General features: G+C 66.3%; 16 protein-coding genes. 8 read left to right on the top strand and 8 right to left on the bottom strand.

Annotated features, from left to right (window positions below):
• Positions 1–169 precede the first annotated feature (169 nt).
• Positions 170–1,585, top strand: coding sequence for a chloride channel protein (locus tag LJ737_RS21085; RefSeq protein WP_227768739.1), 1,416 nt, complete (start codon positions 170–172; stop codon positions 1,583–1,585).
• Here the strand turns inward: LJ737_RS21085 and LJ737_RS21080 are convergent.
• A complete protein-coding gene (locus tag LJ737_RS21080) occupies positions 1,582–2,358 on the bottom strand; it encodes a DUF1223 domain-containing protein (RefSeq protein ID WP_227768738.1) in 777 nt (258 codons plus the stop codon). The genes LJ737_RS21085 and LJ737_RS21080 overlap by 4 nt on opposite strands.
• 253 nt (positions 2,359–2,611) lie before the next feature.
• Between LJ737_RS21080 and LJ737_RS21075 the strand changes: the two genes are divergently transcribed.
• The 3 genes from LJ737_RS21075 to LJ737_RS21065 are packed head-to-tail and all read left to right on the top strand — an operon-like array spanning position 2,612 to position 4,892.
• On the top strand, positions 2,612–3,328 hold the full coding sequence (locus tag LJ737_RS21075; RefSeq protein ID WP_227768737.1) for a cytochrome b/b6 domain-containing protein: 717 nt from the start codon (positions 2,612–2,614) through the stop codon (positions 3,326–3,328).
• A gap of 11 nt (positions 3,329–3,339) precedes the next feature.
• Positions 3,340–4,164: a molybdopterin-dependent oxidoreductase gene (locus LJ737_RS21070; RefSeq protein WP_227768736.1), complete on the top strand. Its 825-nt coding sequence runs from the start codon at positions 3,340–3,342 to the stop codon at positions 4,162–4,164.
• 50 nt (positions 4,165–4,214) lie between these two features.
• Positions 4,215–4,892: a spondin domain-containing protein gene (locus tag LJ737_RS21065; RefSeq protein ID WP_227768735.1), complete on the top strand. Its 678-nt coding sequence runs from the start codon at positions 4,215–4,217 to the stop codon at positions 4,890–4,892.
• 236 nt (positions 4,893–5,128) lie between these two features.
• On the opposite strand, the gene LJ737_RS21060 is transcribed toward LJ737_RS21065, so the two are convergent.
• From LJ737_RS21060 to LJ737_RS21040, 5 genes are all read right to left on the bottom strand, one after another.
• Positions 5,129–5,305 (bottom strand): hypothetical protein, encoded by a 177-nt coding sequence (locus tag LJ737_RS21060; RefSeq protein ID WP_227768734.1) that lies wholly within the window; start codon positions 5,303–5,305, stop codon positions 5,129–5,131.
• A gap of 96 nt (positions 5,306–5,401) precedes the next feature.
• Positions 5,402–5,671, bottom strand: coding sequence for a hypothetical protein (locus tag LJ737_RS21055; protein ID WP_227768733.1), 270 nt, complete (start codon positions 5,669–5,671; stop codon positions 5,402–5,404).
• Between the two features lie 4 nt (positions 5,672–5,675).
• Positions 5,676–6,290, bottom strand: a complete 615-nt coding sequence (locus tag LJ737_RS21050) for a sigma-70 family RNA polymerase sigma factor (protein WP_227768732.1) — start codon at positions 6,288–6,290, stop codon at positions 5,676–5,678.
• 130 nt (positions 6,291–6,420) lie between these two features.
• Complete coding sequence (locus LJ737_RS21045; protein WP_227768731.1) at positions 6,421–7,686, bottom strand: cation:proton antiporter; 1,266 nt, start codon at positions 7,684–7,686, stop codon at positions 6,421–6,423.
• A 72-nt stretch (positions 7,687–7,758) separates the two neighbouring features.
• The gene (locus LJ737_RS21040; protein WP_227768730.1) at positions 7,759–8,211 is read right to left on the bottom strand and encodes a DUF305 domain-containing protein; all 453 of its coding nucleotides are present in this window, start codon (positions 8,209–8,211) and stop codon (positions 7,759–7,761) included.
• Positions 8,212–8,633: 422 nt separating this feature from the next.
• On the opposite strand from LJ737_RS21040, the gene LJ737_RS21030 reads away from it, so the two are divergent.
• Positions 8,634–9,284 carry a hypothetical protein gene (locus tag LJ737_RS21030; protein ID WP_227768729.1) on the top strand — a complete coding sequence of 217 codons (651 nt, stop codon included), beginning with the start codon at positions 8,634–8,636 and terminating at the stop codon, positions 9,282–9,284.
• Positions 9,285–9,365: 81 nt separating this feature from the next.
• Here LJ737_RS21030 and LJ737_RS21025 read toward each other — a convergent pair whose 3' ends face one another.
• Positions 9,366–10,733, bottom strand: a complete 1,368-nt coding sequence (locus LJ737_RS21025) for a DUF389 domain-containing protein (protein ID WP_227768728.1) — start codon at positions 10,731–10,733, stop codon at positions 9,366–9,368.
• Between the two features lie 10 nt (positions 10,734–10,743).
• Entirely contained in the window at positions 10,744–11,151 is a 408-nt protein-coding gene (locus LJ737_RS21020) for a hypothetical protein (protein ID WP_227768727.1), read from the bottom strand.
• 1,172 nt (positions 11,152–12,323) lie between these two features.
• Between LJ737_RS21020 and LJ737_RS21015 the strand changes: the two genes are divergently transcribed.
• The 3 genes from LJ737_RS21015 to ppsA all read left to right on the top strand — a co-directional run bounded on the left by LJ737_RS21015 (position 12,324) and on the right by ppsA (position 16,330).
• On the top strand, positions 12,324–12,794 hold the full coding sequence (locus tag LJ737_RS21015; protein WP_227768726.1) for a BON domain-containing protein: 471 nt from the start codon (positions 12,324–12,326) through the stop codon (positions 12,792–12,794).
• Positions 12,795–12,962: 168 nt separating this feature from the next.
• Entirely contained in the window at positions 12,963–13,847 is an 885-nt protein-coding gene (locus tag LJ737_RS21010) for a universal stress protein (protein ID WP_227768725.1), read from the top strand.
• A gap of 44 nt (positions 13,848–13,891) precedes the next feature.
• The gene (gene ppsA, locus LJ737_RS21005; protein WP_227768724.1) at positions 13,892–16,330 is read left to right on the top strand and encodes a phosphoenolpyruvate synthase; all 2,439 of its coding nucleotides are present in this window, start codon (positions 13,892–13,894) and stop codon (positions 16,328–16,330) included.
• The last annotated feature ends 21 nt before the right edge of the window (positions 16,331–16,351 follow it).

Here is a 16,351-nt window from a genome sequence, read left to right as displayed (position 1 = left end):
TATTCCTACGGCGGCCAGCAGCCCTGGGTGGCGCCCGGGCCTAGGACACCTATTTGCGCCGGCGGGGCACTTCCGGCCGGTTGGCTACGTAGTATCTTAATATTGTGCCGCCATTCTGCGGCTGAGCGGAAGCGCCGGGGCGTTTCCGCTGTTCCCTTTTTTGCTTCGCATGCCTGATTCTCCGACTCGCTACGCCCGGGTGCTGGCCTGGCTTGACCGCCACTTCCTCAAACGCCTGTATTCCGACCGTGTGCGCCGGCTTGTCCTGCAGAGCTTCCCGTTCTGGTTTGCCTCCATCATCGTGGGCGGCGTGGCCGTCGGCTACGAAAAGCTGTTCGTGTGGGCCGAGCAAACCAGTTTTGCCTGGCTGCGGGCCCAGCCGCTGCTGGCCTTTCTTCTCACGCCGTTGGCCTTTCTGGCGTCGTGGGCGCTGGTGCAACGCTGGGCGCCGGCGGCGCGCGGCAGCGGCATTCCGCAGGTCATGGCCGGCATCGAGCTGTCGACGCCGGGGCACTACCACCGCACCGGCTACCTGCTGAGCTTGAAGGTGGCCGTGGTGAAGGTGCTCAGCAGCGCGATGCTGCTGCTGGGCGGCGGCGTCATCGGGCGTGAGGGGCCGACCATCCAGATTTCGGCGGCCATCTTCCGGGCCATCAACCGCCTGCAGCCCCCGGGCTGGCCGCAGCTTTCTAGGCAGATTGCCCTGGTGACGGGCGGCGCGGCCGGCCTGGCAGCGGCTTTCAACACCCCGCTGGGCGGCATCGTGTTCGTGGTAGAGGAGCTGACGCAGATGCACATGGCGCGCTTTCGCATGGCCGTGTTTTCGGCCGTCATCGTGGCCGGGCTCACGGCGCAGGCCATTCTCGGGCCTTACCTCTACCTGGGCTACCCCAAAGTGACGGCCCACGCGGGCTGGTTTTTGGCCACGGTGGCGCTGGTGGCCATCATCTGCGGCTTGGCCGGGGCCTTGTTTGCCAAGACGCTGCTTTGGATTAATGGTTTCCGCCGCCGCTTCGCCACCACGGCCCAGCAAGCGGGCTGGGTGCTGGGCTGCGGCCTGCTGCTGGCCGGGCTGGCCTACTGGGTGGGCTCGGAGGGCGTGGGCACGGGCAAGCCCATCATCAACCGCCTGCTGTTCCAAAACGACGGGCTGACGCCTTGGTATCTCTTCCCGGTGCGCTTCGTGGGCATGGCCCTGAGCTACAGCGGCGGCGGGGCCGGCGGCGTGTTTGCCACCTCGCTCAGCGCCGGGGCCGTGCTCGGCGACGTGCTCTGCCGCGTGGGCCAGGTGCCGCTCGACGACCGCAACCTGCTCATCCTGGTGAGCATGGTGGGCTTTCTGACCGGCGTGGTCCGCTCCCCGTTCACGGCCGCCATCCTGGTACTGGAAATGACCGACCGCCACGGCGCCATTTTTCAGCTGCTGCTCAGCGGCATGATGGCCCAGGCCGTGGCTTCCCTGGTCGACTCCCACTCGCTTTACGAGCACCTCAAAACCAGCTTTCTGCGCGAAACGCTCAGCCAGGAGGCCAAGCCCGCTACCAGAGCGCCCCGTTTCTCGGCCCCCGAACTCCCAATCAATTAATCGGCAGCCAGCGGCAGCCAACCCGCCCCGACGATGCGACGGGATGCCTCTTCCTGCACCAGCACCACGGCCTGCAACTGGGCGGGTTGCCAGCCGGCGGCCAGGGTTAGCGGGACGGTGGCCGTAAAGCGGCCGTCCGGGCCTACCGGGCCGAGGGGGCGCAGCGTGCGCACCACGGCCGCGTGGCGCAGCAGCCGGCCGGCATTTTCGCCCCGGCCCACCAGGCTCGACAGGCCCGTTTCGGTCAGGGCCAGCAGCACGGTGGCGGCCGCAGTGCCGGCGGGTAGCTGGTCGACGCGCACCTGCAAGTGGCCGGCGGTGCGCGTCAGGGCCACGGTGGCGGGCGCCTCTTGCGCGGCCTGGGTGATGGTGGCCAGCAGGCGGCTGCGCTGGCTGCCCACCAGCTCGTAGCGGCCGTTCACCACGGCCTGCGGGGTGTAGCTGTTCGTGCCGAAGTGGCGGGCGTAGTCGCGCTGCCGCTCGGTGAACTGGGGCGCAGAAAAAGCGTCCTTCCAGCCCAGGCGGTTCCAGTAATCCACGTGCTGCCCCAAGGCCAGCACTTCCACCCCGGGCACGGGCTGGGTGCGCGCCAGCTCGCGCAGCACCTCGTCGGCCGCCGGGCAGGAGGAGCAGCCCTCGGAGGTGAATAGCTCCACCACAACCGGCACACGGGCAGCCGCGGCCCGCGGCGGGGTGGTCGACGGCTTGGGGGCCGGGCGAAACGTCAGCGCCAGCAAGGCGGCAGCGGACAGGGATAAGGCAGCGCGGAGCATGGGCAGAAGATGTAGGGGAAGCGGGCCAAGGGCCGGCGGGGAACTAGACGCGGCGCGGGCGAAAACCTTACAAGCGGCTGCCAGCTAATCGGCTGGCGCACGGCTTCTTTCGGTGGAAAAAAAATAGGGCGTCCCGTGTAAGGTCGAGTAGTAGCGTGCGTCTAGCGCCTTAAGTGGACCTGCTGCCGGCTTTGAACCCAGTTGCGCCGGCGGTTTCGTACCTAGCGTCGTCCGTTGCCAAGCCGCCTTGCCCATGAAAGTCGTCGTCGAAAAACACCCGCTGGCCATCCGTTGGTTTCACTGGCTCAACTTCCCCGTGCTGGCCCTGATGATCTGGAGCGGGCTGTGGATTTACTGGGCCAACGACGTGTACCGCCTCGGCTGGGGCCGCACCACGCTGCTGAAGTTCTTCCCGCAGTCGTTCTACGCGGCCTTTCACATGGACCACAAGCTGGCCCAGGGCATGTCCTGGCACTTCGTGCTGATGTGGGTATTTGCCCTGAACGGCCTGCTGTACGTGCTCTACACCGCGTTGTCGGGGGAGTGGCGCTACCTGCTGCCCACCCGCCGCTCCTTTCGTGAGGCCTGGCAGGTGGTGCTGCACGACGTGGGCCTGCGCAAGGAGCCGCTGCCGCCGCGCAAGTTCAACGGCGCCCAGCAGCTGGCTTACACCACCGTCATCCTCATGGGCGCGGGTTCCTTGCTCACCGGCCTGGCCATCTACAAGCCCACGCAGCTGGGCTGGCTGACCACCGCGCTGGGCGGCTACGAGTGGGCCCGCGCCGAGCATTTCGCCCTCACCATCGGTTACGTGCTGTTTTTCCTGGTGCACATCGCCCAAGTAGTGCGGGCCGGCTGGAACAACTTCCGCGCCATGGTGGCCGGCTTCGAAATCCAGGATGTGCCGACTGCGCCGACCGAAACCACCGCCCCGGCAGCCCCCTCGGCCGCCACTGCTGTCCGCCCTTAACTGCCGCGCCCATGCTCCCCGAAACGCCCCCGAAGCTGCCCGCCACACCCGAAGAGGAAGCCGCCGCCCTGCGCGCCGCTGCCACCCGCTCGCGCCGCTCCTTTCTGGCGCTGGGCCTGGCGGGCATAGCTGGGCTGGCCGGTTGGCGCTACCTGCTCCACACCCCCGACGCCGACGGCATTCCCAGCGGCCTGCGCGGGGTGCTCGACGCCAACGCCCGCCTCAGCAACGCCTATTACAGCAATACCCGCCTGGCCCCGGAATTTGCCGCCGCCCGCGCCCGCACGCCGCGCGTCAACGGCCACGTGGGCCTCGACGAGGCCGGTTTCGACCCGGCGGCCTGGCGCCTGGTGGTGCAGCCATACGGCCGCTCGGCCCGCCAGGAGTTCAGCATCGAGCAGCTTAAAGCCTTGCCGCGCACCGAAATAACCACCGAGCTGAAGTGCATCGAGGGCTGGAGCGTGGTGGTGACCTGGGCCGGGGTGCGCTTCGCCGATTTTCTGGCCCGCTACCCGCTGGCCACCCGCTCGGGCCAGCCCCTGGCCGACCCCAACCACCCCGCGGCCGATGCGGCCCCCTACGTGGGCCTGGCCACCCCCAACGCGGCCTACTACGTGGGCCTGGAGCTGGCCAGCGCCCTGCACCCGCAGACGCTGCTGTGCTACGAGATGAACGGGCAGCCGCTCACTCTGGAGCACGGCGCGCCCCTGCGGCTGGTCACGCCCCTGAAGTACGGCATCAAGCACCTCAAGCGCATCGGCACCATCCGCTTCGCCGACCAGCGCCCCGCCGACTACTGGGCCGAGCGCGGCTACGACTGGCACGCCGGCCACTAACCGGCCGCATTATCCCTTGCATTTCTGTTCCTCCATCCTTGGCCCTTCCAATGAAAACCACCCGCTACGCCTGCCTGCTGGCCCTGCTGCTGGGCGCCTGCGGCCGCGACGATGACGCCCCCGCCGAGGCGGCGCCCAGCGTACTGCCGGCCGTGTACCGCGTGACCTTCGAGGCCACGTGGAGCGCAAGCACCCACGCCGACTTTCCCTACGGCGCCCATTTTTCGCCGCCGATGGGTGTTTCGCATCGCGCCGACGGGCTGGTGTACCGTTCGGGGCAGCTGGCCAGCCGGGGCATCAAGGACATGGCCGAGCTGGGCCACAACGGCTTTTTGCGCACCGAAATCAACGCCCTGCGCAGCAGCGGCGCGGCCCTGGCCCTGCTCGACGGGGCGGGCGGCTTCAACTCGCCCGGTACCTTCACCGACACCATCCGCCTCGACGCCGCCCACCCGCTGCTGACGGTGGTGACGATGATTGCGCCCAGCCCCGACTGGTTTGCCGCCCTCGAAAGCGAAAACCTGCTGGTAGATGGCCAGTGGGTGGCGCGCCGCTCCGTACCCGCTCGCGCCTACGACGCCGGCACCGACAGCGGCCCCTCGTTTACCGCTCCCAACCAGGCCACCATGCCCGCCGAGTCCATCCGGCCGCTGCACCTCCCGCCCGCCACCGGCACCGCCGCCGACGGGCCGCCCGTGGGCACCTGGCACCTGGAGCGCATTCGGTAAGCCCGGTCGGGTTTAGTTTGTGGAAGAACAACTAATAAATGGAGCTCTGAGGCCGTATAGGCCGTCATGCTGAGCCCCGTCGAAGCAGCTCTACCGCTCCGTTAGTCGGTAGAGCTGCTTCGACGGGGCTCAGCATGAGGTGCTTTGGGCTTACTGTCCAAATACACTAGCCCAACAGCCCACGGCCCCGCTCACGCATCAGTGAACGGGGCCGTGGGCTGTTGGGCTGAGGCAGCTTACATCTTGCCCTCACTCATCTTTTTCTTGGCCATCTTGTCTTTGGTCATTTTGTCTTTGGCCGTCTGCATCTTATCGGCGGGCTTTTTGCCGCCGTCCTGGGCGTGGATGAAGGGCGCGGCCAGCAGCAGGGCGGCCAGCAGAATTTGGGGGGCGGCAACGGGGAATTGGCGCATGGGCTACGGAAAAAGTGAGGTAAACTGATTTGCCCCGGTAGACGCGGCGGTCGGTGGGGCCTTACACCAGCTTGCACATTGCTTTTCCGCGCCCGGCTACTCGGCCGAGTGCTGGTCCAGCGCCTGCTGAATGCGCTGCCGGGCCGCCGCGGGCAGCACCACGTCGGCGGGCACGCGGTAGTCGACGGCGGCCTGGGCCTGCCGGGCAATGAAGACGCTTTGCACGGCGTAGCGGCGGCAAAGCGGACACAGGCGCAGGTGGGCCCAGAGCTGGACCTGCGTTTTGAGGGGCAGCGCCTCGTCGGCCCGCCGCTCGATGAGCAGCGTGGCCTGCTGGCAGTTGAACAGGGGCGAAGAAATGGGCATGACGCTAGGAATGGGGCGGGGCGGGTGGGCGAAACCAGTTCTTTTCCAGGCAGCGCCGCAGGTATAGTTTGGCCCGGTGAATAATCACCCAGTAGTTGGCCGACGACAAGCCCAGCTCCTGGCAAATGAGCACGGCAGGCTGCTCCTCCACGAAGCGCAGCACGAACACGGCCAGGTGCTGCGGCGCGAGGCGCTGCTGGCAGCCCTGCAGCACGGCCTGAAACTCCCGCTGCTCCAGCGCCGCGTCGCTGCGGCTGCTGGCCTCGTCGGCGGCCCAGTCCGTGGGGTAGTGCTCCGGGCGCCAGTGTCCGTCGGCGGGACGGAAAAATTCGGCTTCCGGGGCCTGTTCCGGGCTCAGGTCGAGCGGGATGAAGGGCGAGCGGGCCTGGCGACGGTAATGGTCGATGACCTTGCGCTTGAGAATTGCAAACAGCCAGGTCCGCTCCGAGGCCTGCCCCCGAAACGAGGTCAGCGCGCCCAGGGCGCTGACCAGGGTATCCTGCACCAGCTCTTCGGCCGTGGCCGCGTCGGTCACCCGGCCCAGGGCAAAGCGGTACAGCTCGTCGCCGTAGCGTTCCAGCCAGCGCGCTGGCTCGGCCGTGGTAGCAACTTGGCTCATCGGGCCGCGGATGTGGGAAGTGACAACGGGCGCGCAGGCATCGGCAGCAGGTAAGCTGGTGAAAGGTAACCGGCTGGACGCGCGGCCCCGCGTTTCCTTACACCGCCAGACTGGTTTTTTTGGGTGGGTGCTACCCGGGCCCCTCCGCCGACTCGCTGGCGCCGGGCGGGTACAGCCGGCGGATGAGCCGCTCCAGCGTGAGGCCCTGCCCGATGACGGAAAACAGCACCACCGCGTAGGTAATGGCCACGATCAAGCCTTTGTGCGGCACCTCGTTGCTGATGGACAGGGCCAGCGCCACCGAGATGCCGCCGCGCAGCCCGCCCCAGGTCATCATCAGCGGGGCTTTGTGGTCGAGGTTGAGCCAGCGCCGGGCCAGGCGGAAGGGCAGCCACACGGCCGCGTAGCGGGCCAGCAGCACCAGCACCACGGCCAGCAAGCTGATGAGCCAGTACGAGGGCTCGAACTCAATGACCAGCAGTTCCACGCCGATGAGCACGAACAGCAGGGCGTTGAGAATCACGTCGATTAGCTCCCAGAACTTGTCCACGTACTCCTCCGTCTCGTGGCTCATGGCGTCCTGCCGGGCCCGGTCGCCCACGAACAGGCCGGCTACCACCATGGCCAGCGGCCCCGAAATGTGCAGGTGCTGGGCCAGCAGGTAGCCGCCCATCACGGCGGCCAGCGTGAGCAGCACCTCGGTCTGGTAGTGGTTGATGGAGCGCAGCAGCCGGTACAGGCCGTAGCCCAGCACCAAGCCAAATAGCAGGCCGCCGCCGGCTTCCTGCAGAAACAGCCAGCCGATGCCGCCTACGCCCAGCTCCTTGCCCAGCACCAGCTCGTAAATGGTGGCGAAGACGACCACGCCCACCCCGTCGTTGAAGAGCGACTCGCCCACGATGTTGGTTTTCACGCTTTCCGGCAGCTTGAAGCGGGCCAGAATGCCGAGCACGGCAATGGGGTCGGTGGGCGAAATCAACGCGCCGAACAGTAGGCACAGCGGGTACGAGAGGTTCAGCGCCAGCCACTGGCTGATGCCGTACAGCCCCGTGCCGATGAAAAAAGTGCTCAAGAGCGTGCCCACCAGCGCGAACAGCATCACCGAGCGCCGCTCCACCCGCAGCTGGGCCGCGTCGGTGTGGAAGGCGCCGGCAAAGAGCAGCAAGCTCAGCATCACGTCGAAGAGCACCTGATCGAAGTCGATGCCGGCCACCGTGCGGCGGGCCAGGGCGAACCAGGTGGGCTGCACGGCGTGCAGCCCGAGCAACAGCAGCGAGAAGCCCAGCGACACGACCATGATACCGATGGCGTCGGGCAGCTTCAGAAAACGCGAATTCAGGTAGGCAAACGCCGCCGCTACCACGATGAGCAGCGTAATGAGGGCAAACAAATCCATAGGCAAAACGGAGCGACTGGGCCGCAAACTACACAAGTCGTCAGGGGATGTCAGCGGCCAGACCGCCGGGATTCAGTGCTTCAGACGGGCGCGAATGCGTTCCATCTGGGCAATTTCCCGTTCCTGCGCCCGAATGATGTCCTGCGCGAGTTGCCGCAGCTCCGGGTCCTTTAGCCGGGCCTGCTGGCTGACCATGATGGCCGAGGAATGGTGCGGAATCATGGCCTGCATGTACTGCTCGTCGGTAACCAGCGCCTGGGTGCGCAGCCCCAGCAGGGCCAGGACGAACACCAACGCGCTGCTCACCAGGATAAGCGTGTTGCGCGCTTTGTCTGGATACATGTGGGGCATGAACACCAGCATCAACACGGCCATCGGGGCCACCATCAGCAGGGTCATGTAGGTGCGCGTCAGGCTGAGGTAGATGTGCGCCAAGCGGTCCACGTTCAGAAACATCACCGTGTACATGACGACGAACGAGGCGGCCAGCATTAGGGCAAAGGTGCGGTAGGTGTGTTGAGGCATACGTGCAGGGTGGTAGTGCCACTGCGGTCCGCAGACGGGCCCGTGGCAAGTGTAACGGCTGGCTTAAGCTTACGCCGATTGGCCTTATTTGGTCGATGACTCCGGGGCCGGGCGCAGCTGCGGCAACACGTCGAGCGGGCAAGTAGGCGTCAATCTGCATCGCGTCACTGACCGTGAAGGGCCGTTGCACGGCGACAATGATGCCGCTGATGAAGCGGGCCGCAAAGTCCGGAAAGACAAAGCCCAGCACCAGTACTATGATACCCATGCCGGCCAGCAGCGAGGTCACCGGCTTCTCCAGGTTAAGCACTCCAGCGTGAAGAGGGTGCCGAGCATCGTTATTTTAATATATTTAGACAGCGCAGCCCGTTCCCCAGCTACCCTTCATGAGCATTGCCACCGGCCTCGTTCTGCTACACGATATGCCCTTTCCCGCTGCCACAGTAACCAGCGTTGCCGGGTACTGCGTAGTGCACGCGGTCGGCAAAAAACTACTGGACGAACTGGCGCTCATCACGGCACGGCTGTTCGACGTGCCCATCTGCCTGGTACTGCTGGACGCGGCCTATGACTGGCAGGACGCGGTATCGGCGGCCGAGCCGGCCTACTTGCCCCGGCCGGCGAGCCTCTGCGCCGCCGCCATTGCTCAGCGCGAACTGATACGCTTGGAAGCAGCGCACCGGCACCCTAGTGCCCTCATCGATGCCGGCGTGGCGGAGCAACTGGGCCTGCAGCGGCACGTCGTGCAGCCTTTGGTAACGCGGTTGCATATCACCATCGGGGCACTGTGCCTGGCGGCGGCCACGCCGCGCCCGCCCGAGGCTGCTCAGCTACTGGTGCTGCGGCAACTGGCCGCAGCCGCGGCCCTGCTAATCGACTTGCGGGCTTCGGCCGCCGAAGGCCAAGAATTATCCGTCTTTTGGCAGCAGGTAGCCCAGGAGTTGACCCCGGTGCTGCGCCAACTGCTCATCGCCGCCAACCAGCTCCGTGCTGCTGCCACGGCCACCGAACACGCCGCTGCCTGGCGGGCCGTGCTGCAGCTGCTGGAGGCGTTCCAACAGCGACTGTCCTAAACCCTGAAGGCGTGCGCGCTTGTTTGAGCAGGTACCTTACAGCGCCTGCCAAGCCGGCGGAAGTCTGAATCAGCTCCGCACTTACTCGTTGACCAGCAGCCGTACAGCCCGCTTGCCGCCGGCGCGCACCGCCAGCCACTGGCGCAGCCGCTGCTGCTCGGCGGCGGGCAACGGGCGCTCCGTTCGCACGGAAACCACTAGGGTCGTGTCGGCCCGCAGCGAATCGACGGCGGGCTGCACCAAGCGACTCAGGCCGAGCTGGCGGACGGCGGGGTGTTCCGCCTGCACCTCGCGCAGCAGCGCTGGGGCCGCGGGCAGGCCCGTCACGGCGGGGTTGTCGGCCTGGGTGAGTACCTGCTGCAGCTGGGCAAGGCGGGCATCGTAGCCGGCCAGGGTTTGTTCGTTGCGGCTGCGCACGTCTTCCAGCAGGCTGTTGCGCATGGTTTGGGCGTCGGCGGAGTCGAGTTGGGCCAAGCCCTGGCGCACGGTCAGCTGCGCTTTGTCGAGCCGGTAGCGGCCCAACGTGGCACGGGCGGTCAGCAGTTGCGTCCGGGTCAGGAGTTGCCCGGCCAGCAGCACGTTGATGCTGCGCGTGTCGGCCTCGATGCGACGGGTGACTACGTAGGTGCCCGGCTGCTGATTGAACTGCTCGTCGACAAAGCGCTGGGCGTTGTGGGCAAACACGGTGCGCTGCACAATGCGCGCGGCCAGGTAGATGCTGGGCACGCCGGTGAGCAGGGCCACCAGCCAGATGCTGAGTTGCACGCGTCGGGCGCGGCGCCGACTCACGAAGGTATGGTGGGGCAGCGGCAAGATGCGCGCCACCAAAAAGGTGGCCAGGCTGATAAACACGCAGTTGATGCTGAACAGGTACAGCGCCCCGAACACAAACGTCCAGTGTGCCGTGGCTAGCCCGTAGCCCGCCGTGCACAGCGGGGGCATAAGCGCCGTGGCAATGGCGACGCCCGGCACGGCATTGCCCCGTTCGCGCCGGGTGAGGGCAATAGCGCCCGCGGCCCCGCCGAACAGGGCGATGAGCACGTCCCAGGTGGTGGGCTGGGTACGGGCCAGCAGCTCGGAGCCGGCGTCGGTGAGCGGGGTGAGCCGGAAGTACAGGGTCGAGGCCGCCACGCTGATGCCGGCCGCTACGAGCAGGTTCTTGACGCCGCGCTGAATCAGTTCCAGCTCCACGGTGGCCGCGCCGAAGCCAATGCCCACGATGGGGCCCATCAACGGCGAAATGAGCATGGCCCCGATGATGACCGCCGTCGAATTGACGTTCAGTCCCACCGAGGCCACCAGAATGGCAAAAATGAGTACCCACAGGTTGGTGCCGCGGAAGGCCATGCCCTCTCGCACGTCCGCCACGATGTCGACCGGGTCGGCCATGTCGCGGGAAAGATCGAAGCGCCGGCGCAGCCAGCGCAGCAACGGGAGGTCGGCGGGCATCTGCCGGGAACTAAGCCGCGTCGAACCAGGCTGCCGCCTGTTCGGGGTCGTCAAACAGGGCCACGCTCAGGTACCGGCGCAGGTCCTGCACCACCGGCTCGGTGTGCAAGCGGCGGGCCGGATCCGGTGCGGGCAGCGCCGCGTAGTGGGTAGCTCGGGTGCGAGCCGCGGTTTCGGGTAGCCATTGCGTCAGCAGCCACTGCTGATCCGCCGCGTCCGGGGCTGAGGCCATGGCGCGGTGGTCCACCAGCAGGCAATGCAGCCCTTTGCGTTCCAGCACGTTACGGACATGGATGTAGAGGGCGCGCAGCTCCGGGCTGCTCAACGGCTGCCCCGACCAGCGCAACTGCACGTAAGCTCCCGGCACGAAGTCGATAGACCCCAGAGCGTTAGAAAAGTAATGGCGGGTGGCAGGCATTCGGAACGGGTGAGAAAGCACGCAAGGTAACACAACGGTTTCGGTACATGTTCCGGGTGCGAGCAGCACAGGGCCAGGATACCAGCTGCTGAAGTCTGGCTAACTCGCTGGGCGCTGATAATCGAAGCGTTACCATATTGAATGCACAAGCCGGCCAAAAGCGGGCGCGTGTATAGAGTTTTTCAGACCTAATGAAGCAGGGCTGCTTGAAAATACGGATTCCCGACCTTCGTGGTTGGATGCGGCTTTTCTTCGGACATCACTTGCCTTGGCAGCCCGGTCCGCTTTGGTATCCCATATGGTCGTTGTTCCCTTGTTCGGCCACTGGTGTGGCCGTTTGCCAGGGTTTTCCGCCGCGAGGCCGCCGGTCAGCGCCGCTCTGGCCTCGGGTGTTACCTGGCGGCCACTGCGTAGGGCCGGCGTGCTGGGCGGCCGCAATCTGGTCGTCGTGAAAGTCGGCCCGTGACGTGCCGCCCCCGGCCGTCGCCCACAGCAGCGGGTAGCAGCTCAATCGGCACAGGTGGGCAAAGAAATTTTCGCTGGAGGCACCGCGGCTGATCTTCAGCGCCAACTCGCCGGTTTGCTCATGCACCAACGTGAGATGAGTTGCCAGGGCACAATGGTAAGCGCTGTATAGAGCCCATGGCAAAAGGAGCCCTGTTCGCACGGCAGAACCTGGGCCACAAACCTATTTCCCTGGACAAATTGCCCGATATGGTTCACTAGCTGGCGGCGTGAGTCATCCTTTAGCAACTTTTGGATAACCCATCAATTGCTATTTGGTCATTTGCACAGCGCAATCTTCGTTTGGATATCACAAAAGCCCCGCTGGTGGTGCACCAGCGGGGTTTTTCTTAGCAGCAATAACGAGCGGCCTAGTGTACATAACGGGACTTACCACCTGCCTTTTTGTTTGGCTGGAGGACACTATGGAAGACAAGTTTGGCTTTGCTCAGCTGCCAGGCAGTGGCGCTAATAAAAGAACTAATCAGAGGCTATGCCATTTTATTCGGGCTGACGCCCCGTTGACTTAGCTTGATGAATGCTGTTGCCACGACAGTGATATAAATCACCGGGTAAGATGCTGTTCGTCATGCTACTACGGGAATGGAAAGAGCAATTTCGGGTAGCAACTACGACCAATCGGCTGGGGCCTTGAACCTGAAACGGCCATGGAAACATCACAACCCGGTTTCGCCCCGGAAACGGCTCTGGCTGATGATGACATCACGGCGGCCGTGGAACGCCTGCAGACCATCAGAAGCGGGGTAAAATACCCCTGGATTGCTATCAACTGCGCGCAGGGGATTGTGGCATTATCGGGGTACGCAGACCACCTGCTGGCGCGGGAGCGAGCCGAGGAAATTGCTCAGGCTGTGCGCGGGGTACGGGGCGTCATCAACACCATCGAGGGGCGCGACTGGGTGGATTTGCCCGACGTGACGTTGCGCCGCGACGTAGAGGAGGCTCTGCTGCAGGACGCTATTACCTGCCACTACGAAGTGAGCTGCACCGCCTGTGAAGGCCGGGTAATGGTGCTAGGCAACGTGCCGGCGTGGTCGGATAGAGACTTGGTGCTGCACGTGGTGAAAAGCGTGCGGGGCGTGCGCGCTGTGAGCGGGCCACGCTTACCGGCACGGTGAATACCTGGTTGGACCGGCAGGCCGCCGCGCTCTGTGCCTACGAGGGTGGTGCCGGCTCGGTCCTCAACCTGTTGCGAGTGCGGGGGCCGGGGCCGGGGCCGGCTGCCTAAGCTAACCCGAAGCGCGGCGTGCTTGCCGAAACCTTTGTAACTCTAGCCCTGGCTGAAGATGAAACCGGTTTTCGTCGTCTTATCAAACCTTTCGCCCGAAGCGCACCGGGCGGCTTACTACGCGGCGCTGCTGGCGGCGGCTACCGGGGCTGAATTGCGGCTGGTGCACCTAAAAGCCGAAGCCGTGGTGGAGCCAGAGTTTGGTCTGTTGCCCATGCCTGTCGAGTACCTGGACCAGCAGCAGCTCGACGCGGCCGCGGCCCTGGCCGAGCTGGCGCGGACGCTGCCGGTCGTTGCCTCCGTGGAGCCGGCCGCCGACGGACTCCACGATACGCTGCAAGCTCTCATCCACCGTCAGGCTCCTCACCTGTTGGTGCTGGGCCTCGCGCCCGAGCACTACCTAATCGACCAACTGCTTTACAACTACGCCCTGCCGGCGCTGCGCGACACCCGCCTGCCCCTGCTGCTCGTGCCGGCTGAAGCCGCCGGCGGCCCCGGCTTGCCCCGGCAGCTGGCCCTGGCCCTCGACGGGGCCGCGTTTCGCCTGGGTTCGGCCTCCCGGCGGCTTCTAGCACTGCTGCAAGGCTTGTCGGCCGACTACACGGTGGTGCACGTGGCCGGGCCCGCCGGTCCGGCACTGGACATGCGTCGCGTGGTGGCCACCGCCCGCCAGGCAGGGGCACTGCTCGCCGCGGCGGACCCGTCTTCTTACCAGTTGCAGCACGCCTCGCGCAGCGCGGGGCTGGTGCAGGCCGCGGTGGATATCCAAGCCGATTGGCTGGTGCTGGTGGCCCGGCCGCGTAGCCTTCTAGCCAGCCTGTGGCCCTGCCACCTGGCCACTGCCGTGGCGCGTCGCTGCCCGGTGCCGGTGCTGCTACTGCCGGCCGAGGCCGAGCCGGCCCCGGCTTTGCTGCCGACCGCAGTTGACGGCCTACTGTATTGATGGCTGCTTTTCTCCCGCTCACCCGTCGCTTTTTCGCCTGCCCCATGAACCCAACCGACCTTTTCACACTGCCTTTCGGCGCGCTGACCAACGAACACGTAACCGTGGTGGGCGGCAAAAACGCTTCCCTGGGCGAGCTGTACAACCGCCTCACCCCGCAGGGCGTGCGCGTGCCCGACGGCTTCGCCACCACGGCCGCCGCTTACGGGCGTTTTCTGGAAGTTAACCACCTACCGGAACCGCTAGCCCAGCTGCTGGCCCGCATCGACCCCGAAACCTTTGAGGGGCTACAGGAGGCCGGCGCCGAAGCCCGGGCCCTGGTGCAGGCCGCCCAGCTGCCCAACGACGTGGCGCAGGCCGTGCGCGTAGCCTACCGAGAGCTGTGCGCCGGCCGCGCCGCCGACGTGCAGGTGGCCGTGCGCAGCAGCGCTACCGCCGAGGATTTGCCCACCGCCAGCTTTGCCGGGCAGCACGACTCCTTCCTGAACGTGCGCGGCGAGGCGGCCGTGCTGGCGGCCGTGCAGCGCTGCTACGTGTCGCTGTTCAACGACCGGGCCATCAAATACCGCCTGCAGCACGGCTTCGACCACCTACGCGTGGCCCTGTCGGCGGGCGTGCAGCTGATGGTGCGCTCCGACCTGGCTTCGGCCGGCGTGGCCTTCACCATCGAGCCCGAAACCGGCCACGAGCAGCTCATCTACCTGACCGGTAGCTGGGGCCTGGGCGAAAACGTGGTGCAAGGCGCCGTCAACCCCGACGAATTCTACCTCTTCAAGCCCACCGTGCGCCGCGGCGGCCGAGCCCTGGTCAGCAAAAAGCTCGGCGACAAGGCCCAGACCATGCGTTACGCCCCCGAAGACGATGCCGGCGGCCAGGCCCTGCGCAACACCGACACGCCCGCCGCCAAGCGCCAGCAATACGTGCTCCGGGACGCCGAAGTGGAGCAACTGGGCCGCTGGTGCCTGCTCATCGAGGAGCACTACGGCCTGCCCATGGACGTGGAGTGGGCCCAGGACGGGCTGACGGGCGAGCTGTTCATTGTGCAGGCCCGGCCCGAAACCATCCACCACGGCCGCCGTGAGCTGCGCCTGCACGAGTACCACCTCACAGAAAAAGCACCGGTGCTGGCCGCGGGCAAGGCCGTGGGCAGCCAGATTGCCAGCGGGGTGGCGCGCATCCTGGCCTCGCCCGCCGAGGGCCACCGCCTGCAGCCCGGCGACATCCTGGTGGCCGACAGCACCAGCCCCGACTGGAACGTGGTGCTCAAGAAAGCCGCGGTCATCGTTACGAACAAGGGCGGGCGCACCAGCCACGCGGCCATCGTGGCGCGGGAGCTGGGCCTCTCGGCCGTGGTGGGCACCCACGACGCGACCGAGCAGATCCAAGACGGGCAGCTCATTACCGTGTCCTGCGCCGAGGGCGACGAAGGCCGGGTGTACGCCGGCCGCCTGGCCTGGACGGAAACGGAAATCGACCTGGAAACCGTGCCCCGGCCCCGCACCAAGCCCCTGCTCATCCTGGCCGACCCCGCCCGCGCCCTGCAGCTGGCCCGCTACCCCAGCCAGGGCGTGGGGCTGATGCGCATGGAATTCGTCATCAACAACGCCATCCGCATCCATCCGATGGCGCTGGTCGAGTTCGATAAGCTGCAGGACGCGGCGGCTCGGGCCGAAATCGAGCAGCTGACGGCGCGCTACCCCAGCAAGCCGGAGTACTTCGTCGACCAGCTCAGCCAGGCTATTGGCTTCGTGGCGGCCTGCTTTTACCCGCGCCCGGTTATCGTGCGGCTGAGCGACTTCAAAACCAACGAGTACGCGGGCCTGCTCGGCGGGCGGCAATTCGAGCCGGCGGAGGAAAACCCCATGTTGGGCTTCCGCGGGGCCTCGCGCTACTACAGCCCGCAGTACCGCGAGGGGTTCCGGCTGGAGTGCGAGGCCCTGCGCCGGGTGCGCGAGGGCATGGGCCTCAGCAACGTGAAGGCCATGATTCCCTTCTGCCGCACCGTGGAAGAAGGGCGCAAAGTGGTGGCCCTGATGCAGGAATTCGGCCTGCGCCGCAGCGGCCCCGACGGGCTGGAAATCTACGTTATGGCCGAAATTCCGAGCAACGTCATCCTGGCCGCCGAGTTTGCCGAGGTGTTCGACGGCTTCAGCATCGGCTCCAACGACCTGACCCAGCTCACCCTGGGCCTGGACCGCGACTCGGCCATCGTCAGCCCGCTCTTCGATGAGCGCAACGCGGCCGTCAAGCAGCTGCTGGCCCAGGTGATTCGGGCGGCCCACGCCAGCGGCCGGCCCATCGGCCTCTGCGGGCAGGCCCCCAGCGACTACCCCGACTTCGCCCGCTTCCTGGTAGCGCAGGGCATCGACAGCATTTCCTTTACCCCCGACGCGCTGCTGACCGGCATGCGCAACATGGCCGAGGCCGAACAGGCGCTGGCAGCGGCGCTGACGCCGGCGCCAGCGACGGCACTGCCCGTCTGAGTCGGCGGTTTTTCATCCTTT

It is taken from the genome of Hymenobacter sp. 15J16-1T3B (assembly GCF_020711235.1).
Taxonomy (GTDB): Bacteria; Bacteroidota; Bacteroidia; order Cytophagales; family Hymenobacteraceae; genus Solirubrum.
The sequence above is the reverse complement of the archived record's forward strand: the minus strand, read 5'-3'. Positions and strand labels throughout refer to the sequence as shown.